Below are 24,247 nucleotides of genomic sequence, written 5' to 3'. Positions count from 1 at the left end.
CAAATCATATTTGCCGATGATTTCATTTTCCAAAATCATTTTGCATGATAATCAATTCATTAACGAACCGATGGAGCAACACTTCCTGCATTACATACTGCAGATACATTGAGCGTATAAGTAGTAGTAGCACAATTATTTGAATTATTAGCATCACATACTTTAATACAATAAGAATAGGTTCCTGCAGTTGTAGGAGTTGTATATGAATACACTCCATTATTTGGATTTGTCATTATTAGATTACTACTTGCTGGCAAAGCAGTTGTGCCTGCTGGAGTCGGTGAACAAGCAATTATACTATAGATATAAGAAGTTGCTCCTGAAGGATTCATTTCTGTTGATGCCGTTCCTGTTTGTTGACCACTATTTGTACTAACTGTTTTAGGAATAGTTGGATTTGAAACTGAAACTACCGCCGCAGCATTGATAGTTGCGGTTTGAGTACAAGAAGCTGTTGTTTCATTTACATTAGGGTCAATCATTATCAATGTTAGGTTTTGAGAACCAACTGCCCCACCTCCATCATATTTAATTGGAATTTGAACACTTGTTTGATTAGCTACTAAAGTAATGTTATATAATTCAGGTACGGTAGTAAAATTACCTGCTGAAGTTTGAGCAAAACGATATACTCCTGGAGTAATATTACTTAAAGCAATAGTGTAAGTTGACGTACTTGGCGTACCTAAAGTGAAGACATTTGGACTTAATGTATTTGTCGTACAAGACATCGAAGGACTTGGAGGAACGCAAAAAGCACTATTCGGACTATCAACATTTGTAAGGGTTAAGTCACCTGCTTGATTTACAGAACCAGAAAGGTCTAAAATCACACTGCCATACTGTGCCGATTCAATTTGAGTATCTGTAGAGGTGTTTATATTGAGAGAACTTCCATTACATGAACCAGCTGAGCTAAAATTAAATAACTCTACTGGAGTACCTGCTACAAAATTAACGCCATAATCAGTATTAGTATAAAAATTCCAATAGCTAAGACTTGAAGAACCTGTTCCTGGTGTACCACCACCTACTTTATTAATACCACCTTGAACCCAATTACTCGTTACAGAAGTGAAATTGGTAAAAGTTAATGTATTGCCAGCTGGTGCTGTAATACTGATTGAGGAGCCATTTCCGATTGACCCTGAACCACTGGATGTTGGTGTAAAATATACATGATACTTTAAATCAGTAACCGAATATTTTACCGACATAGTTCCAGCCACTACAGTTGATTGTGCTTTAGCAATTACTGTTATTCCTATAAATAATAGAAATAACATTACTTCTTTCAATGTAAAATTGATTGATTTCATTGTTATTTTGTTTAAATAAATGTTTTAGACTTAAAACCAGTATAGAATTAAATTAGAGCATACTTTTATTGGGTATGCTCTAATAAATTACTCATCTAAAAAACTTGGGATAAAATATATGCTAAGCCCAAAGTATTTCCTGGCACACCATTTAATACACTTTTTAGTAGTGATAAATCAGTACCCAAACTTGTATAATTAACTTTTCCATCTAGGTTCAAATCACCTTTCAGATATCCATCAACGATTTTAGATAAATCTGAACCAATTTCAGTTTTCAATGCCGACAAATCCGATCCTAAACCTGTATAGGATACTTTATCAGGGTTTGTACTATAAATACCTGTTGCATTACCCGCCCACATGGCCATTACTCCAGAAGGCATTTGTTTTCGTGGGTTTGAACCACTTGGGGTATATACAAGCGTGCTTGGAGATGTAAAATCAATACTTTGAGCTGTTGAACTTAAAGCTACTGGACTTTGAGTCATAACACCCAAGTGATTACGGTGACGTACGGCAACATAATAATTACCTGATGTTGTGGAAAACTTCAATGGTGTTGTACCATCTGGGTTTCGTATAGTGCCATCACTTGATAATAAAGCCGCAACACTCTCAACTATATTAGAACCATTTGTTCCATTTCTCAATTCTACTAACACCCAATCAGTTACTGAGGTAGTGTTCGTTGCAATTGCACCTTTTCCATAAGGATCACTTGTTGGAAGAAGAATTGGAACCCCAGGTTGTTGTGGTTTTGGTGTGCTTAAAATAGTTGTCATGTTTGTTCCTGACAATGGACCTTGTAAGAATACTTTCATATTCAAAAGACCATTAGTTGCTATAACAGTGGTTGTATAAACCGCAACCTTACAAACAGGAGTTGGTGTCGATGAATCACAAACCTTTATACAGTAATAGTATGTTCCTGGTGTGGTTGGTGCTGTGAATGAGTACGCTCCATTACTTTGAACAACAAGGTTACTACTTGCCGGTAATGGTAAAGCTCCATTTGGTGCTATACATTGTGGATCATTTGTTCCATTACTGTATGAATATGGTCCTATACCACCTGTTGGCGTAATCTCCGTTGAAGCATTACCTGATGTTGATGAGCCTCCAGGTGTTGAGTTCGTTGGATTAAAATTACCATTTATTACACAGTTTTGAACTGTAACAGTAACCGAAGAAGCAGTACTAAGTGCACTCTGACAACCACCCGCTGATACTGGGGCAACACAAGTTGCTTGGTAAACTGATGTACTAGTTGGTGAAACTAATTGTGATAAGATATTGGTTGTTGAGCTTATCCCTGTAAATACATTGTCTTTATACAAATTTACAGTATAACCACTTGGACAAGTTGCGTTAATAGTTGAACTTCCATTCATACAAATTGTTGTGGCTGTGGCTGTTACATTCCCCAAACCTGGTTCAGGTGGTCCTGAAACAATGATTGAGATTGTTGTATTTGAGTTAACTATTGAAACACTTTCACATGTGCCTGTTGAACTTTTACAACGTGCTTCATATGTTGTTGTTGTTGTAGGTTGAACTAATATTGGAGAGCCACTTATTGCAAAAGCATTGTTGATATACCAACTTACTGCCGTACCTGATGCACAATTAGCAGCGATTGTTGTAGTTGCCCCTGGACAAATTGTTGTCCCTCCAGAAGAAGATACACCCGTTGGAGAACTTGGTTGGCTAACAACGGTTATCGTAACATCTGAACTTGTTGGAGCTGAACTGTAACAACTATTTGAAGTACTCTGACATCTTGCTGTATAGGTAGTTGTTTCCATAGGGATTACCTGTAGTGGGCTGCCAGTAGTAATTAATGCACCATTATTCTTATTAAACCAAGCAACTGTTGTACCTGAAGAACAAATTGCTTGTAAATTAATTGCTGTCCCTGAACAAATGGTCGTATTGCCTGATGTTGTTGAGACATTACTTGCAGGAGCAATGTTAGGATAAACATTGAAAGAAGTTGTTCCAGCCGAAGCTAAGCTTGACTCACAAAGACCTGTTGTAATACTCTTACAAGTTGCTGTATATGTATTTACCGCTGTAACACTACTTGAATTACTCGCAGTCACATTTAAAGGAGAGCCCGTTCCAACTTGTACCGAACTACTATTGTACCATACAACATTACTTCCATTTGCACAAGAAGCTGTTAGCGAGACAACCGTCCCATCACAAACAGTAGTACCACTTACTGAACTTGTGGTTCCAGTTGGAGCTGAAACTACTGGATAAACTGTAACTGTTTGATCAACGCTTGAAGTCGTCGGGGTATAACAACCCGTTGCAGAATTGAAACATTTTGCAGTATAGGTTGTCGTTACTGTTGGTTTTACAGTTGCACCATTACCTGTTACAATTAAGGCATTTGTTTCTTTATTAAACCATGCTGGAACCTCGCCAGAATTAGTACATGATGCATTAAGTGTAACAGACGTGCCCGCACAAATTGTAGCTCCATTAGTAGAGTTTGTTACTGCACCTGGTGCACCAGACACAAGATTTACAAATACTTTTATTTTTGATGCCGCTGTCGCAGTATCTGATACACAACCCGTTGTAATATTTGTACATGTTGCTGTATATGTAGTCGTAACGTTAGGTTTTACATAAATTGGATTAGTTGAGCCAATTGTAAGCGAACCATTTTTCCAAGCGAGTGTTTGACCAGAAGCACAGGTGGCTGATAAAGAAGTCGAATCTCCTGCACACAATGGTGCACCTGATGTTCCCTTTGTACCGGTAATTGATGCTGTTGGACCTGCTGGCAGCGGATCTATTGTCACAATAAATGGTGCAGAAGGCGAACTATAACACGTTTGGGCACTTGCTTTACAAAACGCATAATAAGTACCCGCTGGAACTGCTGTTGCTGTCACGAGGTTGCTTGGTGTAGCAGGTGAACCACTATGCCACTCTAAAGTATATCCTGATGGACAAGTACTTGATACAATTGCAGGTGCTGCTGTTAAGTCAACTGTTTGTGCAGGACAGACATTTTTTCTACTTGTAGAAGCTAATGTTGGTGCAGCTACTGGGGTACATAAAATAATTTTTGTATTTACAGGCACCCCACCCGGATTTGCTGTTGTAGCATTTGATGGGTAATCTAAAGCTAAATATGAGCTATTGCTTGGTTGTACTTGTACGTGTGCAATATTTTTTACGGTATCCCCAACTGCAATGGTTCCTACATTTACATCTGCTCTGAAAATTACAGTTCCTGAAGCAGGAATGTTCAAATTCGTAATACGTAAAGATGTAGTACCCCCATAAGCATTGGCTGTACCAGATGGATTATTTACTGAACTAGCCACAAAAGTTGCCTTACCTGCTGATGTTGTAGGAAGATTATCCGTAAAATCAGTTAAGATAGCTACCGTATTAGGGTTAGTTATAGTATATTCATATCTAATTTTCTTATTTTGTTGGGTACTATCAATCGTCATTACAGGAGATCCTGATGGTCCAGTTTGTGCTAAATCCCAAATATCCACGGTCTTTTTCACTGTAAGCTTGGCATCTACTTTGGTCTTAACAATCCAAGTTTGTGTAGGAGCATCTGTCGTATCACCCGAAGCCGAAGCATTAGAAGATTGGTATGTTCCTCCTAAACTACCTGCAGTTGTGACGGTAAAACTCGCCTGATTATTTATTTTACCAGGAGATGTTCCCTTGGCACTAGCATAAATGTAAGAAACACCTACAGGGACATTCAACGTAGAAAATGACAAAGTTGATGTATTACCGTAAGCATTACTACTTCCTGTAACGCCTACCATTGAAAGTGAGCCATCAACCCATGAAACCGTGCCCGCTGTTTGAGGAAGCACATCAGAAAAACTAATGGTTTGTGCTGTACAATTATCATTCTGAATTCTAAATGTATATTTGAAAGGAGCATCTACTTCTGATGTATCTACATCTACTGCTTTTGAAACATAAACATTATCAGGATGAACTACAGGAGGGATTGGTTCCTGACATTTGATCTTAAAGTCCGAAATACGAATGTCTTGATAACCACTTTTTGTCTTAGTCCACTCAATCCAAATTCTATCAATTGGCTGGTCAAAAGTTATGTATGCAGCACTTTGCAAACTAACATCAACCCATCTCAAACCAGTAATTGTATTACCTGAAACACTTAAAGCCGTAGGATTATTGGTGGCAATCTTTGGTGTAACAGGTGTACCACTAAAGCTACCATATACTTTTACCACATCACTCCCATACCATTCGTCTATATCATAAATGGTAAAAGTTGCTCCATTCGCCGGTAAACTCGTAGTTGTACCTGGTTTTTGCATTAAAATATTGGTAGTTACCACACTTGCACCTTCATTATTTCTTTCTAAATACAAATGTTTTCCTAATCCATTATATCCAAAATTTAAAGCATCCGGAGAGTGTGAATAGAGTACACTACCTGGATCTGTTACTGTAATGGCAAATTGTTGATCACCAATAGTAGAAGTTCTTGTTCTTGTTCCATTCGTGTTCCAACCTTGATTATACCATAAATAGTTTTTATCTCCTGTACACACTGTACCCAAAGGAGCAGTGCTTACCAAAAAGCGAATATAGACTGTACCATTAAAATTATAATTTGTAACGTATTTTCCTGTAACAGGGTCTTTCACCATTAAAATTTTAATTACAGGATTAGTTGTAGGATCTGCAGCATTATCAAAGGTTGAATCAGCACAAATTTGCATATAAACCGCTTTGGTAGGGTTAAAAAATGCACCAGTAATTGTACCAATATCGGCCATTAATTTGGTTGATTCAACTGTACCAGTCTCTACTACCTTCCAAATAGCATTGGTAATTGCCAAATTAGGATCAGAAAGTGTACAACCAGAGCCAGTTGCTGGCAAAGGAGATAAACCAGTTTGGGCATTCCAGCCAAACATTAAAGCACCTTTGTCAGCATCTATTAACCCAGTATGTGCCGCGTTACTCGTGCTTATTGTATTATCAATTCCAACCGTCAGTAAGTTGGCACCAGTAACAGCTGTACTGGTTGACTGTTTTACGTTTAACCCTGCCTCAGAATCTCGTGTAATACCAAATATGGCATTATCATAATCTCCTCCTAAAGTCCAATAGCTTTGACCAGCAGAGTTTATATAATTATGTGCTGTAAGTGTTGCTCCATATTTTGTTGCTAAATATGATTCAACTCTTTGTACCTCGGTTGTACTTAAGGTTCTGTTAAACCAAATAATTTCTTGGATATCAGCTTTTGCTGCTCCACTCCAAGCTCCATAACTATTTCTCCCGATTACAAATTTATTTCCAACTAATCCAATATCAGGAACGGTAAATTGTTGGCTTAAACCATTGAGTCCTATTTTCAAATCATTTAAAGTATGATCCAATGTCCAAGAAAGCACGGTTCCTTCTTTCTTAATTTTTGCCGAAGTACCTCTATTTGTTGCACCACATGAAAAACAAAAAAAACGCACATTATAATTTCCACCAAATTCACTAACAGAGCCCCCAAGAAAAAAACCAGGCTCAGCCCCAAGTGTAGTTTCATCATCTAAACCAAAAAGCCCCCCATTTGTTGCACTTACAAATGGAGTGACAGCAGCAAATGTAGTATAGGATGTATTTAATCCATCTCTGGTTCCAGTATTTGTATTTGGATTTATTGATGAGGCTACATCATAGAAGTAACTAATATCACTAAAATTAGAAAAATATGGCTGAAAATTATGAGCTGCATTTGGGGCAAATTTAGTTACAGTGCCTGCTGTGCCTCCTACTTCAATTGGGTTAGGTTTTGGGGAATTATCCTTCCATTGAGTTACAGTACCTGATAAGGCAGTACCGTCATCTACTTTTGACCAAAATGCCAAATTAGTTGAGCTTACGCCAGCTGGGCCACCTTGTGCCCAGCCATTTAGTACAAATACCAAAAAAACAGCCAATGTTAAAAGCAACTTTTTTCGTATAAGCTTTAAAAATGTATCTTTGTTATACATAAATGTTAATTATTAAATAAAGAAATAAAAAATGCCCCTTCAATAATTGAGGAACTACCGTGATATTTATTTGCTAATTAGCCCGAATCCCATTCAATCACATTTAATAATTTAATTTTCAGTGTATAAATTATCTTCCTTGGAATTAGAACCATAGCCTGATTCATTATTACTCGGTCTTCTGAAAGAAATAATTTTACATTTAAACCAAATTTCTCTGCGAGGAAAAATATCATCGTCAATAAATAATGTTTCATTTTTTTATGTTTGTATAAATGTCTAAAACCAATATTTGATTACCCATAAGGCAAAGACATTTCAGCACCGTATTTTCAATACGGTTTAATTTGTATATAGGATTAAAATTGGAGGACTACTCCAAAACAGGTATGATAGGATTAACGTATCAACCTAAACATAGTTTTTGAAGAAGATTTTTGGGTGGAATGATTCTGTATTTTGAATCAATGAATTGTGTTAATTTCCTGTCATTCTTCCTCCAATCCGATAGCAAAGAAAAGCTATAGAGAGTGGTCTTAGCGAATAAATTTTTCATTTTACTTTAAGGTTTATTTTTTACTTTTGGTATATTTTGTTCAATCTTATTTTACTTAATAACTCAATCATAGACATTAAAAATGGTATCAATCAGATTGGATTATAAGAATTAATAAAATTCTATTTTCTAAATGTTTATATTGTACAATCCTTAAAATTTAACGTTTTATAATAATTCTAGTTTATTCAATTATTAGTGCCATTTTGAAGCCATAATTACTAAATGGACACCTATGCTGGTGGCGAACAACAAGTCATGGTTACAAAAAGCAATTTATTTATGCACGCCTGTTTGTAAAAAAGCCATCCCCTCCTATCAATAAATGTGCCAAAAAACATGAGAAAAATTTTAGAAACATGGGGCGAAATAAACTCAAATTTCTGTATTTGCCCACATGTATGATTACTCTAGATCTCACCATTACATACTTTGTAATGTGAAAAGTTTTATATTATTTAAAAAGCCATTTTTAAGCCACTCAGAATAACTACATCAAATTATGGTTACAAACTACATACTATGGTTATAAAATAAACAGATATTGATAAAAAACTAGAGCTAGCTATTTTTAGTCCATTTTGATAAAACAGATTTAAAACCACAGATTATGGTAATGAAATGCTTATAATAATCGATAAAATACAGAATAATGTTAATTGTGTTGGAAATGAAAAATTCGTGGCTTAGTGAAAAATCTAAATGTGCTATTAAAGTTCCGTAAAAACGCCATATTTAGAAATATGTGGTGCGTTCTTACGGAACTAAACATAATGTTTGAGTAAAATATATAAAACTTAATTGGTGTCTTTTGAAAAGTAGAGATGACTCATACTTTCATTAAGATCAAAAAGTTTGGGTTAAAGTATAAGTTAAACCCAACACATTACCCGGAACTTGATTTAGTACTCCTTTGAGCACTGATAAATCTGTTCCCAATCCTGTATAATTTACTCTGCCGTCTAAGTTCAAATCAGCATTTAAATATCCACTTATAGATTGTGTCAGATTTGATCCGATTACATTTTTTAATGCAGACAAATCAGACCCTAAACCTGTATAAGAAACCTTATCTGGGCTAGCACTATTAATACCTGTTGCATTACCAGCCCACATTGCCATCACTGAGCCTACAACTTTTTGTGCATTTGTACCAAACGTAGGTGTACTTGGAGATGTAAAATCAATACTTTGAGCTGTTGAACTTATAGCTACTGGACTTTGAGTCATAACACCCAAGTGATTACGATGACGTACTGCAACATAATAATTACCTGATGTTGTGACAAACTTCAATGGTGTTGTGCCATCTGGGTTTCGTATAGTGCCATCACTTGATAAAAGTGCCGCTACACTTTCAACTATATTAGAACCATTTGTTCCGTTTCTCAACTCTACTAAAACCCAATCCGTTACTAAGGTAGTGTTAGTTGCAATTGCCCCTTTACCGTAAGGATCACTAGTTGGAAGCAGAATTTGAGCCCCAGGTTGTTGTTGTGGTGGTGTGCTTAAAATAGTTGTCATGCTTGTTCCTGACAAAGGTCCTTGTAGGAATACTTTCATACTTAGCGAACTACTTGTTGCACTTGGTATAATCACTGGAGTAGATGGTGAGCTTGGTACTCCATTTACTGTACATACTGATGTATAACTTTCACCTGATTGTACGGTAACAGGCCCATAAGTTGAAAGATTAGCTCCAGAAATAAGTACGCCATTTTTATACCACGAGACAGTTCCTGCACATCCTGTTGCTGTAAATGTTGTAGGTTGTCCAGCCACTATTGGATTAGGATTTGTTGTAATTACTGGCCCTTCTTGCGGTACAATAACTGGAGTTGATTGAGCACTTGAGACACCATTAACAGTACATACCGAGGTATAACTTTCACCTGCAGAAGGAATTACTACATATTGGCTGTTTGTTGCTCCCGATATAAGAACGCCATTTCTATACCACGAAACTACTCCTGGGGCATTACAACCTGTTGATGTAAACGTAGTTTGTTGATTAGCAACTACTGGATTAGGGCTTGTTGTGACCGTTGGTGCAAGAGGTGGTACAGTTACTGGCGTAGATGGCGAACTTGGCACTCCATTTACTGTACATATAGCTGTATAGCTATCACCTACCGCAGGAATTACTACTAATGTACTATTTGTAGCACCAGATATCAACACACCATTGTTATACCAAGAAATTATTCCTGGAGAATCACAACCTGTCATCGTAAAGGTAGTTTGCTGCCCTGCTACTATTGGGTTGGGATTTGATACAACAATAGGAGTTGTTACCCCCACAACATTAGCCGTAATATTTGTACAAGACTGAGAACCTGGGCTTTGCGTTACAGCCAACTGCTGAGTACGCCCTACACCAGAACCATCATATACAACTGGAATTGAAACTGAAGTTTGACCCACTGTTAAATCTGTAATAAAAGGCACAGGATTTGAATTAAAGCCTGAACCAACCACATAAAATGAAGCAGATCCATTTTGAGTAACATTTATTGGGATTGTTATGGTTCCTGTTTGTCCGACGCCCCCCCCTGCTTGGAATTTACCCAATGTTGCTACTGCACTTATAACACTACTTCCACAACTTAAAGAATAACTTGCATAAGCAGACCAAACTTTTATTGTTGGCAAACATGAACTTGAACCATTATTAGTAGGAGAAGTTACTGTTAAAGTACGAAAACTGGCAGCCCCTAATCCATCATAATAAAATGGAATAGTAACACTTGTAGTAACCCCAGCTACAACATCTCTAACAAAAGGATTTTCTTTCATTACAAAGTTAGTGCCAGTCAAATTAAAAGTAACAGGGCCTGATTTACTGGCTGTGATTGGCAATGTGATGGTTCCCTCTTGCAAAGGTGTAGTATTTGCAACTAAGTAACCAGTAGAGGTAGCAGCAGAACAATTACCAAATGTTATTATACCTTGGTCTGATACAATATTTACTTGAGGAGAACAAGGTGCGGTTGAATTGTTTGTTGCATTTGTAGATGTTGCCGTAAGCACTCGTCCACCAGATTGACCAGTTCCATCATAAGTAAATGGCACATTGATAACCGTCTGTCCTGCGGTTAGTGTAACTACAAAAGGATTTGGATTTGTAGTAAAACCTGGTGAAGTTAAACTTAATGATACAGGTCCTGCAGTTGCATTGGTAATTGGAATTTGCATTGATCCTGTCTGTGTGGTATTATTAGCTTGGAACCCACCCAAAGTTGTTGGATAAGTAACTGTAGAATTTGAACAATTACCCCACTTAAATGTTCCAGCTCTAACAATTGGTGTGTAATTTGCCGAGCATGCACCTTGAGAAGCCATTGCAGAATTAATCTGGACTGTCTGAACAACATCTGCAGCACCTGCCCCATTATAGATTACAGGTATATTTAAAGTAGTTTGTCCAACTGTAACTGAAGTAGAATATGGAGATGGATTCGTTTTCATGTTTGTTGAACCTGACAATGTAAAGGTTACATTACCTGCTTTGGTTACAGTAATTGGTATAGCAATTGTTCCATTTTGGTTGCTACCATCATTATAAAAATCACTACCAGTTGCCGGTGTTACTGTTAATACATTACCATTACAATTCATTGTAAACTCTCCTACTGTATTATCAATAGTTAATGTAACTGGGCAAGTAGTCCCCAAAATCTCTTTTGCCGACAATGTGACATTTGCTGTTCCGGCTTGAGATGCACCATTATAAATCACTTTAATTTTCAAAATATTTGTTCCAGCAGGTGCTATAACCGTTTGAGGGCTTGGACTCATTTTGAATCGGCTATCACCACTCAATGTAAAGTGTATATAACCTGCCTCTGTTACAGTTACGGGCATCATAATGTATCCAATTTGACCTGTAACGCCATTAGCTGTAAATGAGCCACTTTGGGTAGCACCAACACAATCCATTGACTGAACAACTGCTGATTTGGCTTCAATAAATGCAGTTACATCACAAGCATTTCCTGCAATCAGAGAGGCCACATTTATTGGTGTAGTACCTTGTGGTGTGGGGTCAGATGGATCCGCAGGTACATCAGCATTTGATCCATTGAAAGTTAATGGAATTGTAATTGATGTTTGGCCTGCTGTCAAATTAACTGGATAAGAAGTAGGGGTAAAACCGGTCCCTGTTAACTGTAAAGTATCTAACCCTGGAGTCGTAACAGTTATAGGTATTACCATAGATGTAATTTGGTTTGTACCATCAGCTTTTAAAGGTGAATCTGTTGTTCCAGGAGTAATAGTTGCTGTACTACAATCTCCAAAATTATATACTGCTTTGGGTGCTAGAACCGTATTAGTTGTAGTACAAGAAGCCCCGTGTGTATCACTTATCGTAATTGTATGTAAGCCTGATGTTGTACCAGTAAATTCAATTGGAATGTCAATCGAGGTTTGGCCTGCTGTTATCACAACCGACTGCCCTGGCACACCTGAAACATAGCCTGAGGCCGCTGGGTCTATTGAAAAGCCTACTGGTGAAGAACTTATTTTGAGTGTATCTGTCCCCGCAGTTGCACTGCCTAAATTAACACGAATAAAACCTTTTTTACTTGTATTTTGAGTATAGTTTGCTGGTGAAAAAATTGCACCAGTACAGTTTAGTGTAAATGTTGATGGTGGCAAGTTTATAGGAACTGGGGCGTTACAGGTAGCAGTTGTAAGGCTCGTGATATCGCTACCACTATTAGGAGTTTCAATAATTATACTTCTCGTTGAAGCGGTACCAGTACCATTATATTTAATAGGTATATAAATAAAGTTTTGATTAGTAATAAGTGTTGTTTGGTAAGGACTTGTACCGTTCAATGTTATTGTAGGGTCTCCTGAGATTTTAACTGTAATGGGTCCAGTTAAATTTGTTTTGATGGGTACTTTCAAAAAGGCAGTTTGATTAGTATTATTTGCATATAATTTTTTAATACCTGCCGCACTACTCGCCGAAGAAACAACCGTTGAAGTTGAACAATCTCCTAAAGTTAAGCCACCTTTTAATGCACTCGTCAAAATAGTAAAGGTGGTTACTCCATCTGGGAACTGTACGTTATTAAAAGTAGCAATCCCGCCAGACAAAGATGAACAATCTACATACACAATATCACCATCTGTAAAGTTTCCATTACCGTCAGTATCAATCATTAGTTTTAATCGACTTGCATTCACACCTGCATCTAATGCACTGTTCAAATCAATTTGTAGTGTAACAGCATCAGACCCATGGTTTACACTTTGTGCCATCCATTCTCGTGACAATCTTTTTGAACCGCTGTATAAGGCAGGTACATCATTTGATTGTTGAGCCATTGCCCCGCCATCATCGCCCCATACTAAAAAACTTAAATCAGCTGAAAAGTTTCCGTTGTTATTACTATTGGAAGTAGAAACACCTAATTCGTCATTTGAAATTATCAATTGAGGAATTCCTACAATATTTGATGTTGACTGGCGTTGTTCTAATCCTGAACCATCATCACGCCCAACACCTGCAATATTATTAATATAAGTTGTATATGGGAATAAACTGCCTCCACGTGCATAAATTACTGATCCATCAGATGCTAAATAGTCTCCAACAGAAGCATCCAAAGTAATACCATATTTAATAGCTAAGTAACTTTGTACTTGTGCCATTTGTGCATCTGTTAACGCGGTTGTATAAACAATTATCTCTGATATATTACCATCAGTAGAGTGATAATTATCCCAAGAGGCAAATAAGCGATTATAGTACGATGTTTCATTTGTACCCGAGTAACATGCAAGATTATTAAAGTTAGTTGCACTAGCTACTTGAAGTCCATCTTGATAAAGCCATCCTAATTTATCATCTCTCTTCCCAAGCAATATTTGGGTCCTATTTGAAATAGTATTTTGTTTAGAAATTTGGTGTGAATATGGTGCATCAAAATAAATGTAGTCATTATCATTTTTCATTAAAAGTGAGCGACTACATGATCCCCCAACCTCTCCCCAAAAAGTAGTACGTTTACCTGCTGGGGTAAGTCCAACCCCGAAAACAGTCATTTTATTATAACCTACTCCTTGAGGGTAAATAGGTTTAGGGTCATAATACCATACTGTATTTGAACCCATAACATAAGCAGGGTTATAATTAGCAATGTTTGGATTAATTGTCACTCCAGTAAATCCACTACCCTGCTTTGCATTTCTACCCTTTCCACTTGCGTCAGCCCATGTCGTTGTTGTAGCACCTTGATTGGCCTTCCACCAACCAGCAAGACCGGAGGAAATCCCGCCGGGGCTCTGAGCTTGTAGCTTCATGGTTGTCAGACATCCAATTAGAACAAGGAGCATCCCAACATGGAACTTTCGAACCTTGTTGCTTGTAAATTGTTGTTTCATTTTTTTACTATTTTGGTTTATGATTATTTTAATTTGCGAAATTGACCACGAGAAAAATAAGTATCATTGATATCTATCCCAGATACTATTAAAAATGCGATATGATACTTTTGAGAATTATGGGAATACCCTTCTTTGTAGATGAGTAAAAGGAAATGACAATTAAATTCTCTATGGCTAGTTTAGTATTAGTTTTGTAATTGACTTATTACAATCATTTCATTAGGAAGAATCTTCGAAGTCTACAAAAAACCATTTAATAGGCTGTCTTTTATTAATTCTTTCGAAAAAATTATTCTCTTTGATGCTAAATAATACCCTGATTGAATTGTATAAATGAAGATATTGATATTTTAAATTGTACTTGCCCCAAAGGCGGTTTATTAATAAATATCTTTGATAATTAGAATAATATAGTATCTCACAGACCTGAGTCATTATAAATAAATCTCTCATTTTTCTTTAATTTAATCATTGCTATTTATAACTACTATGCCAACAACCAATTAATAAAAACATTGGTAGTAACATAAAACCTACATTTTATTCAATTCAAAAGAAAATTTCAGAATTAAGAATTAAATGTTTTAGGCAATTTCTTAAATCAATATCCACTTTGAGACCATGACTACGAATAGACTTAATACATTGGTGACAAACTACAGGTGAAGGTTATAAAAAATAAATACAGGCCGACTTAAAAAAGTCGGCTAAAAAAAAACGGCTTGGCAATAAGTGTGCCAAAAAAAATGAAGATGTTTGAAACACTTAGGATAAACAAGCCTCTTATACTGTGTTTATCCCTGTGTTTAATTACTATTGAGTGAATCTCTACACAAGGAGTTATGTAAAGATCTTTATTGTTTTTATTAAGCCAATTTTTATCCAAACTTTTATAAACTGCCACGCGGGGGTTATAAAATACACTCAATGGTTATAAAGTGTATATTCTAAAACAAATATTACTAAATATTATGATTGAAGGGATTTTTTAATTTGGTAAAATAAAAAAATATAAATAAAGATAAAGTATTAAATCTGTACAAACACTACGAATTTTGGAATAGTCCCATGTTCAGCCTCTAGCTTGATAAGACATTTTGAAGATGAATGATTCAACCACAAAAACAAGATTACCAATATTATTATTGATAAAACACCAAAAGCAAAGAAGCTTTAAGTCTATTAACTCACAAAATTCTTGCAAATAATCTTAAGTAATAATATGTTGTTTTTTTTTAATAAATTCATAGAATTCATCTATAATTCATATCTTGCTTATTTGTGTGTAAACTTATAACATTAGAAACGAAAGAAGAATATTCAAAATGAATGCCTAATATATGTAACGTAAACTAACATTTTGGAGAATTATTGAAAAAATTATATTTGGAGTACTAAAAAACATTGGAGATAAGCAAGCACAGAGAGCAGGAGCAGTGCTTATCTCCATGTTCAATTACTATTGAGTGAAACTTTCATAAAAATTATGAAAGTTTTTGTAATACTAAATTACAGAAGCAAAGTAAAACACTTTCGAACAATATTACCTCATATCATCAATACATAAGGTGACAAAATGCAGGCAAAGGTGACAAAGCAATCGATTTAATTAAATCTACTAGCCGGAAATGCATTAGGTATTACAACTTTAAAGATTACATAATTATCTATATCGTAAGTAAACCTTATATTGGCAACCTTTTTCTTAACAAATTCCTTAATCAATAAAAGACCAACACCCAAACCATCTTCTCCAAATTCAAAATCATAATCGTCATTAAACAATGAGGCTATTTTCGTTTGTTGAAGTTCGGTCATGCCTTCACAATAATTACTAAACACTAATACAAATGAATCCCCTTGCCTAAAACCATTAAGTAAGATTTTACCACCTATTCCACTATATTTGATTGCATTATCAAGCAAATTCCTAACTATTAAACCTAAGATGTGCTGGTCTATACTTATTTCACATTCTTCTATTTCTTCAATAATTTTTATTTCTTTTAACGATGCCATGTGTCGGTAAATTGGTAGTAGATTGCTCACAAATTCACTTGAATTGACTGTAGAAACATTTAGTCTAATTTGTTTCTGTTGTACAATACCCCACTCTAATAAATTATTCAACATAGCCGCTAAATGTAGTCCTATTTCATCTATTTGTGTGAGTACTGTACTCAAGCGTTCGAATTGCTTTTTTCTCACCAAATAACTTACAATCTCAGCATAACGCTGGTACGAACTAAGTGGACTTCTTAGATCATGAGAAATAATGGTAAAGAGCTTATCTCGACTTTTAGTTAGTTTTTTTAGGTTTTTATTAACTATACTCAATCTGAATAGCAATAAACTTATGATAAATATAATTACAAACGCTAAAATAATAACTATATAACTTTGCCGTGATCGTACATCACTTATCTGATTTTGTAGTTCTAAATTTTTAATAGCAGCATCTCTCTTCTCTGTTTCATATTTTGTCAATAAATCTTCTAACTCTCTAGTCTTCAAATTTTGATTGATTCTGTTCTGTACTTCTTCAACAATCAACCTTGTTTCATAAGCATTTTTATAGTCTTTTAATTCATATTGGATATTTGAAAGTTGGTTATATAACATAAATGGGAAATAAGGTGTACTAATTTTTAATTCTTTGTATAAAGCGATAGCTTGTTTTAAATAATTTTCACTTTTTTTAAACTCTCTGGTATATGTAAAACTTTCACTCAAATTTGATAAAGCAGAAACAGCACCTCTAGTATACTTTGAAGCTAAAGTCTCGTACGATTTTAAATAACACCATTGTATCTTTTTCTTATAATTACCATGCTTATCCTTCGTTCTGTAATAGACATTGGCAAGTGAATAATAAATTCTTGAACGTAGATAATTATATTGAGGATTATTTTTGAAAAGCTTTAAACTTTTTTGATATAATTCTAATTGTTCCTTGACGGTTAATCCGAAATTGTGTCCATAATTCAAACAAATGGTTATTATTATCAACTTATCACAAACATTACTGGTTTGTTCAAAATAATTAAATACTTCTTTAAATAGATAGCTCTTCTTATTGTTTCTTTCATAGTAATAGGAAGGATACTCATTTGATAAGGAAATCAATAAAAAATTACAATTTATTATTCCTGAGGTATCTTTTTGTTGTGTAAAGAACTTCAAAGCTTCTAAAGCATTTTTAGAGGACTGTTCAGTATCATCAAAAACCAATTTTGCAGCAAACAAGAAATGGCACATTGCAAGTGCGTTCCTATTTTTATTTAATAAAGCACATTTCTTTATTCTATCTAAATCTTTACCAAAATCATTAGAATAGTATCTTCTACTCATTTCCAATTCTATCAAAGTATTTAGATATTCATTAGATGCTTTATCGAATTGCGAATTAAGTACCTGCTGGAGGCTATCTAAATTTGACAAAACATGATAATCTCGAAATTGCATGTAAGGCTTATGTTGTGCAGATGCTAAATTTGCGAAAAAGATTAATAGAAGAAGTAATTGTTTTTTCATAGCATTAAGTAAAATATAGACATTAAGATTCAAAATTTCAATAAATAATGTCAATGAAATATAATTTTTTGTAAATGACTATTAATAAGCAAAGGTAGATTACTAAACTTAAGAAGAAACACTGAAATAAAAGTACCATTTCCTTTTACCAATATCTAACAAATATTGAGGTTTTAAATATAAATTGCTATTTAAATTCATTATTCAGCGTCACCAACCATATTTGTAGGGTCATTGTATTTTTGTCATCTTACATATTTTTAGAAAATGGCATGAAATACTTTCATTATTGCTATTTAATTTACAGACAGCATAAAATCGAAAATTATTAGTCAAATAAAATTATAGCCTTTTTTTGATGTAATTTTGATTATGTTTCTCTACTTTAACTGTTATTTTTTATTAACCTAAAATATTGTATTGTACAATTATACTTTTACTAAATTCTTGTCATAAGTATTTTCAAAGTCTAAAAAATTTATTCAATTCTGAAGTTTTTTACCCCAAAGTAAATCCAATTAAAAAATAAATCGGCTCGTATTAAAGATTAAAAATACAAATAAATCCATGCCTATTCGTAAGATAGAGGTTGTTTATTACAATTATTTACATAAATAATTATAATTTAGATTAGTTAATATCTCTTAACTTAATAAAATCTTTCTTTTTTCTTCGTGATATTGGAAGTCTGATATTATTAGTCAATTCAACAAGAACGACATTATTAATTTCCTCTACACTTTGAACTTGGTCTAGGTTAATAATAAAAGTTTTATTGGGTCTATAAAAACGATTCAATTGGGTACCAACGAATGTTCTTTCAAAATATTTCAACGTTTTGGCAACCATTATGGGTCTTCTATCTAGCAAATAAATTTTTGTATAATTTACATGGCCTTGCAGACACACAATATTATCTAAATTTAGTTTTTCTTTTTGAAAAAAGGAGCTTAGTAATGAATCCATATTATCAATCGTTTTAAATCTATTAAGACAAATTTGAAAGAAAAAGTCACTTAAAAGTAGATGAGTAACAAAGTGAAAGTGACAAAAGCCATTAATCATACATGACTTCTTAGGTTATTGGAAAGGATTTATTCAGATTAAAGGGATTATAAGCAAAAGGCAAGAAAATGCATTATATCACCATTTTATGTATTATGTCACCACTTATTGTGACATTTATTATTACAATGCCACTTAATAACAAGTAGCCTTTTAAATAATTCAAAATTAATTTCAATTATCACCTAAAAGTTACTTTTAGTGGTAGTACAAATACCACTTAGTAATTAAACAAGGAATATATTTCATTTTATAACCATTTCATGCTGATTATCACCAATTGTTGTATTTTTTTTCTCGCAAGTGATGTATATTGTATAAAAAACTATTTTTAATGCGAAAATACTTAAATTAATGTTCTATGAGTGTAAAAGTTATGATTATTGAAGATGACCCAGTTTGGTCACTTTTTGTAGAATCTATTATTGAAGATTCTCAATACGAACTTATTGGCACTGCCAATACCATAAACAAAGCCCAAGCAATTATCGAAGGCTTCAAACCTGACATAGTTATTAGTGATATTCGTATCCAAGACTCAACCGTCTTTCCGTATCTTTTTGAAAATGCTAATAACGATTTTCTCACTATTTTTATGAGCAGTCATTTAGATGAGGAAATTTTCAATTTATCCACTAAAGTCTCCAAAAGCACTTACATTGTAAAACCATTCCATAAGTTTTCATTATTAGCAGCACTAGACTTACTCATTAGCAAATATCCAATTGCTCAACCTCAAGATGAAAGTTTTATAACAGTTAGAGGCAGCCAGCAACAAGTAAAGAAAATCAATTTTAATGAAATTGAATGGATAGAAGCAAATGGGAATTACTGCTTTATTCACACAAAGTCAAACAAAAAGTATGCTCGTAAAAAATCTCTTAGGTCCTTAATAGAAAATTTAGATTCAAGATTTTTAAGAGTCCACAAAGCTTTTTTAATTAATAAACAATATATTAATAGAATTGAATTAAGCAATAATATAGTGATGGTGGGTGATAACCATATTCCTTTGGGAAGGCATTATCGCAAAGAACTTAATCAATTCTTGGAGCAAAGGTAAACGTATTGTCTTTTTTATGCATTTGGTTTTGCATAAATCTCTTAAATACTTGTAGATTCCTTCTAGAAATAGAAATTACTTCTGAGTCTACAAGTATCTCCCCTGTTTTTGTTTTAGTATCAATTTTACAATTATTTATAAATCTGATATTAACAATACAATCTCTTTTGACCTTTATAAAGTCATTATGCTCTAGTACATATTCATAAAAATATTTTAGTGTTTCGTAAAAATAATCACTTGTTCCATCATCGTAAAAGATGATGGTTCTACTGCCCTTTCTCAGCAAATATTTTATATGTTGAGTATGTACTTTTCTTTTGCTATTGACTCTCCTCAAATATGATTCTTTTGTATGGAGTTGGATTGATGAGAATAGATTTGGGTATTTTTCTTTTAATACGTGCTTCAACAAAGGCATATATCGCTTTGAAATAATATGCATCTGCCCATTAATTAAGATACATTCCTTAGCTATATCTATGTAATTTATGCCATTCACATAATCAATATTGATAATAGTATTCAGATTAATGAACACTAATTGTTCATATCTATTTAACAATTCATTAACAGTATCTTCATCAATAATTACCCAAGATGATACATCTGAATGAAGGTACCATTTTTGATTTTTCTTAAAAATTACCTGAATATGAATTTTATTATTAAGAATAGGTCTTACACTTTCCATCATTCTGTAAACTATTTAAAATACTTATGAATGAGTAATACTATTGCCAACATAGCTAGCAATAAACCCTTTACGGTTGACAATGCACTTAATAATTACAAAGTGCATTGTCAATACGCCAAGTATCAGTATTAATAAATAACAATTTCAAAAAATCTTGATTTTCTAGTAGTTAATTCGAAATGAATTAGTTAGAAAAAACATTCGCTGAATAACTCATTAAAGATTCGTAAATTGTTATTGATTTTGATATGCAATTATATACAAACTTTATTCATACATAAACGCAAAAGTATTCAAACAACGTGGCTGGGTGATAAATTACGTAGTTTATTAGTGAATTCTTAGAAAACTTGTCTTAATATTGCCTTATACTTTACTAACTTTTATACATATGATTAACTATTCTAACCTTAGTAATAGCTCTTTTTTAAAAAGGCAAATTATGTTTTTAAGGGTAACTTTATTCGTATTTACGATTATTAATATCATCTACACATACATTAGCTTCAGAGATAAAATTGGGCACCCTAAATTGAATATAATATATTTAATCTTTTGCTGTTTACCCACTTTTTACTTTTTAAAAAAAAGTTATGTAAAATTAGCAACTCACTTTATCTACTTTCCTGCAATTTGTATTTTATCTGGAATGGTTTATAATAATTTGCAAAGTCAGGTTATCAGAGGGAATTTAGAGAATGCTTTTATACCGATTATTGCTTTATGTGGACTATTTGATAATACAATTTCTAGGAACATTGGTATTATATCAAACTTATCATTACTCTTTATTTTCAAAGTTATACGTTATAACTTTATTCCAATGGAACTTTCAGAAGTCTTTGATGATCTAACGGTTGTTATCTCTATGGTTGTAGTTGCACTTATCGCAGTATTCTATTATAAAAGAGATTACGAAACATTAGCTGATTTTAACAACCAGCTACAAAGTAAGAAAGATATTATTGAGCAACAAGCAGCCGAGCTAAAAATTTCAAATAATGTTAAGAACCAATTATTTAGTATTATCGCACATGATCTACGAGGACCTATCATTTCACTAAAAGGTTTACTTCAACTATTTGAAAGTAATAATATCAGTAAAGAGAAATTTAAAACCCTTTCACAAAGACTCAGTGAAAATGTTAATAGTATGCACTTATTGTTAGATAATTTATTAATCTACTCTTTTTCACAAATCAAAAATACCAAACCTAATTATCAAAATATTCTATTTAGTAATCTAATCAATGAAACATTATTACTATACAAAGAAGCTCTCATCCAAAAAAATATAAAATTGTCAACTAATTTCACGAACGATTTAAGTATTTGGGGAGATGAACAACAAATAAAAATTACGATCCGTAACCTATTAAACAATGCTATTAAATTTACACAAAATAATGGTCAAATTGTAATAAGTGCACTTCAACAAGTAGATGATACTTTAGTTACTATTGAAGATAACGGCATAGGCATTCAACAAGAAGATTTAACACACATATTCTTAAAACCCAAACTTAATAATGGGACTAATGGTGAGAAAGGTACTGGTCTAGGCATTTCTCTTTGCAAAGAAATGATAGAGAATCATAAGGGTTCTTTTGAAATAAATAGCCAAATTGGGGTAGGAACAACCGTTTCAATTAAGCTTCCCAATCATACTAAAAGCACTTCATCACCATCTAAAGCAGTATAAAACCATTATTCATCTGTTTTACTTTCAAACGCATTAAATTTGGTTTATCATTAAGCAATCTGAACATTTGAATAGTTCAGTATGATTTTATAGAGTTTGTTTATAGTTGGTACATATTCCAACGACCATATAACTCAAGCCTTTTAGGCTTGAGTTATATTTTTATTAGGTGTCTTTCAATTAAGAAAAAATCAAAAGCTCAAAAATCTTTTAAATTTAACAGTCGGTATAGTAAATACAAAAAAGCCTGACAATCACTTGATTATCAGGCTTTTTTTCTGTGGGCCCACCTGGGATCGAACCAGGCACCTACTGATTATGAGTCAGTTGCTATACACTTATACATATTTATCAATTTTTATGCAACTCACTTATAATCAACATAATACCACACTTAATTTTATGGATTGTTTTGCAAATATATCAATTATTATTAAATTTGTTGTGCAAAATGTTGTGCAACTATTTAAATAATAATCTTCTACATGGGAATCCTTAAACCTACCTTTGCAATAATTCAAGACACAAGAAAAGCTAATATTGAAGGCAAATACCCTTTGAAGTTGAGGGTCATTTTCAATAGGCAAAATAGAACTTATAGTATTGGGATAGACTTGTCAAAAGAACAATTTGAAAAACTATTTTCTTCAAAGCTAAGAGATGAATGGTTGAAAGATGTAAGACTTAACTGTGAAGCCATTAAACAAAAAGCAGAAGAAGTTGGAAGTAAAATTAATGAATTCACTTTTGATAAATTTAAAGACACTTTTTTTGTCAACCCAGAAGAGCAGGTAAAATCAAAAGATGTTTACAAAAATTTTGAAAACTATATTTCTGCATTAAAAAGCCAAAGCAGGGTTTCTACTGCTGATTCTTACACCTGTGCATCAAATTCATTAAAGAAGTTTAAGAAAAAATTGACATTTGAAGATATTACACCAAAATTCTTAAATGATTATGAAAAATCAATGTTAAATGAAGGAAACTCATCTACCACTATTGGTATCTATTTAAGAAGTCTCAGAACAATATATAATCAAGCTATTGAAAATGGGATAATTGCAAAAGAGCTATATCCATTCAAGAAAAACAAATTTCAAATACCAGCCAGCAGAAACATCAAGAAAGCCTTAACACTATCTGAGATTGAGAAGATTGTTAATTATGAAACTATCACTGGAACATCAGAAGATAAAGCAAAAGATTTGTGGTGCTTATCATATTTATGCCAAGGAATTAATCTAAAAGACTTAGCAAGACTCAAAATTAAAAATCTTGAATCTGATAAAATTACATTCATTAGAGCCAAAACTCAACTTTCAACAAAATCAAATCAAAGTGCCATAACAATTATATTATCAGATAAAGCCAAAGAAATTATTGATAAGTGGAAGAATAGAAGTAATAATCCTGATGATTATTTATTGCCAATCCTTGAACCAAAGGTTACTCCAAAAAGAGAAAGAGAGTTAATTCAATATACAAACAAGTTGATTAATACCTACATGAAGAAGATAGGATTGAAACTTGGTTTTGAAAAAATGCCCCTTTTCTACTCTGCAAGACACTCATTTGCAACTGTACTAAAAAGAAAAGGTATTTCAACGGTATTTATTTCAGAAGCATTAGGACATAGTAACCTTATCACTACTCAATCTTATCTTGATAGCTTTGAAGATGAAACTAAAAAGCAATATGCGAACCTTCTGACCCAATTCAATTAGATTGAAATTAAGATAATACAAGTCTAAAAACTGATTCATTAATAAAAATGATTCATTTTTAGACTTTTTTCATTCATTCTCATTACATTTTACTATTTCAGTAAAGAAAATATTATTTAAGTTAATCTGGACTGCTGACGAAACCCACTCTTTAAAAAT

At 33.4% G+C, this 24,247-nt stretch carries 10 protein-coding genes; 3 read left to right on the top strand and 7 right to left on the bottom strand.

What is annotated here, in order from left to right; translation table 11 throughout:
- Positions 1–59: 59 nt before the first annotated feature.
- From EMTOL_RS13415 to EMTOL_RS13390, 6 genes are all read right to left on the bottom strand, one after another.
- The gene (locus EMTOL_RS13415) at positions 60–1,322 is read right to left on the bottom strand and encodes a hypothetical protein (RefSeq protein WP_015029840.1); all 1,263 of its coding nucleotides are present in this window, start codon (positions 1,320–1,322) and stop codon (positions 60–62) included.
- Between the two features lie 95 nt (positions 1,323–1,417).
- A complete protein-coding gene (locus EMTOL_RS13410; protein ID WP_015029839.1) occupies positions 1,418–7,348 on the bottom strand; it encodes a DUF8202 domain-containing protein in 5,931 nt (1,976 codons plus the stop codon).
- Positions 7,349–7,425: 77 nt separating this feature from the next.
- On the bottom strand, positions 7,426–7,605 hold the full coding sequence (locus EMTOL_RS13405) for a hypothetical protein (protein ID WP_015029838.1): 180 nt from the start codon (positions 7,603–7,605) through the stop codon (positions 7,426–7,428).
- 1,145 nt (positions 7,606–8,750) lie between these two features.
- Positions 8,751–14,300 carry a beta strand repeat-containing protein gene (locus EMTOL_RS13400; RefSeq protein ID WP_015029837.1) on the bottom strand — a complete coding sequence of 1,850 codons (5,550 nt, stop codon included), beginning with the start codon at positions 14,298–14,300 and terminating at the stop codon, positions 8,751–8,753.
- A 1,608-nt stretch (positions 14,301–15,908) separates the two neighbouring features.
- Positions 15,909–17,837: an ATP-binding protein gene (locus tag EMTOL_RS13395; RefSeq protein WP_015029835.1), complete on the bottom strand. Its 1,929-nt coding sequence runs from the start codon at positions 17,835–17,837 to the stop codon at positions 15,909–15,911.
- A 630-nt stretch (positions 17,838–18,467) separates the two neighbouring features.
- A complete protein-coding gene (locus tag EMTOL_RS13390) occupies positions 18,468–18,803 on the bottom strand; it encodes a LytR/AlgR family response regulator transcription factor (protein ID WP_052315388.1) in 336 nt (111 codons plus the stop codon).
- A gap of 475 nt (positions 18,804–19,278) precedes the next feature.
- Between EMTOL_RS13390 and EMTOL_RS13385 the strand changes: the two genes are divergently transcribed.
- On the top strand, positions 19,279–19,965 hold the full coding sequence (locus EMTOL_RS13385) for a LytR/AlgR family response regulator transcription factor (protein WP_305953240.1): 687 nt from the start codon (positions 19,279–19,281) through the stop codon (positions 19,963–19,965).
- Here EMTOL_RS13385 and EMTOL_RS13380 read toward each other — a convergent pair.
- On the bottom strand, positions 19,940–20,662 hold the full coding sequence (locus EMTOL_RS13380; RefSeq protein WP_015029832.1) for a LytTR family transcriptional regulator DNA-binding domain-containing protein: 723 nt from the start codon (positions 20,660–20,662) through the stop codon (positions 19,940–19,942). The two genes, EMTOL_RS13385 and EMTOL_RS13380, sit on opposite strands and share 26 nt — an antisense overlap.
- 532 nt (positions 20,663–21,194) lie before the next feature.
- On the opposite strand from EMTOL_RS13380, the gene EMTOL_RS13375 reads away from it, so the two are divergent.
- Together EMTOL_RS13375 and EMTOL_RS13370 are read left to right on the top strand one after the other, a co-directional pair.
- Complete coding sequence (locus tag EMTOL_RS13375) at positions 21,195–22,364, top strand: sensor histidine kinase (RefSeq protein ID WP_305953239.1); 1,170 nt, start codon at positions 21,195–21,197, stop codon at positions 22,362–22,364.
- 485 nt (positions 22,365–22,849) lie between these two features.
- Positions 22,850–24,088: a tyrosine-type recombinase/integrase gene (locus EMTOL_RS13370; protein ID WP_015029830.1), complete on the top strand. Its 1,239-nt coding sequence runs from the start codon at positions 22,850–22,852 to the stop codon at positions 24,086–24,088.
- Positions 24,089–24,247: the final 159 nt, after the last annotated feature.

Source organism: Emticicia oligotrophica DSM 17448 (genome assembly GCF_000263195.1).
Lineage (GTDB): Bacteria > Bacteroidota > Bacteroidia > Cytophagales > Spirosomataceae > Emticicia > Emticicia oligotrophica.
The sequence above is the reverse complement of the archived record's forward strand: the minus strand, read 5'-3'. Positions and strand labels throughout refer to the sequence as shown.

Coding starts and splice junctions, on each gene's coding strand:
- EMTOL_RS13415 (WP_015029840.1), bottom strand. CDS start 1,322: ATGAAATCAATCAATTTTACATTGAAAGAAGTAATGTTATTTCTATTA.
- EMTOL_RS13410 (WP_015029839.1), bottom strand. CDS start 7,348: ATGTATAACAAAGATACATTTTTAAAGCTTATACGAAAAAAGTTGCTT.
- EMTOL_RS13405 (WP_015029838.1), bottom strand. CDS start 7,605: ATGAAACATTATTTATTGACGATGATATTTTTCCTCGCAGAGAAATTT.
- EMTOL_RS13400 (WP_015029837.1), bottom strand. CDS start 14,300: ATGAAACAACAATTTACAAGCAACAAGGTTCGAAAGTTCCATGTTGGG.
- EMTOL_RS13395 (WP_015029835.1), bottom strand. CDS start 17,837: ATGAAAAAACAATTACTTCTTCTATTAATCTTTTTCGCAAATTTAGCA.
- EMTOL_RS13390 (WP_052315388.1), bottom strand. CDS start 18,803: ATGGATTCATTACTAAGCTCCTTTTTTCAAAAAGAAAAACTAAATTTA.
- EMTOL_RS13385 (WP_305953240.1), top strand. CDS start 19,279: ATGATTATTGAAGATGACCCAGTTTGGTCACTTTTTGTAGAATCTATT.
- EMTOL_RS13380 (WP_015029832.1), bottom strand. CDS start 20,662: ATGATGGAAAGTGTAAGACCTATTCTTAATAATAAAATTCATATTCAG.
- EMTOL_RS13370 (WP_015029830.1), top strand. CDS start 22,850: ATGGGAATCCTTAAACCTACCTTTGCAATAATTCAAGACACAAGAAAA.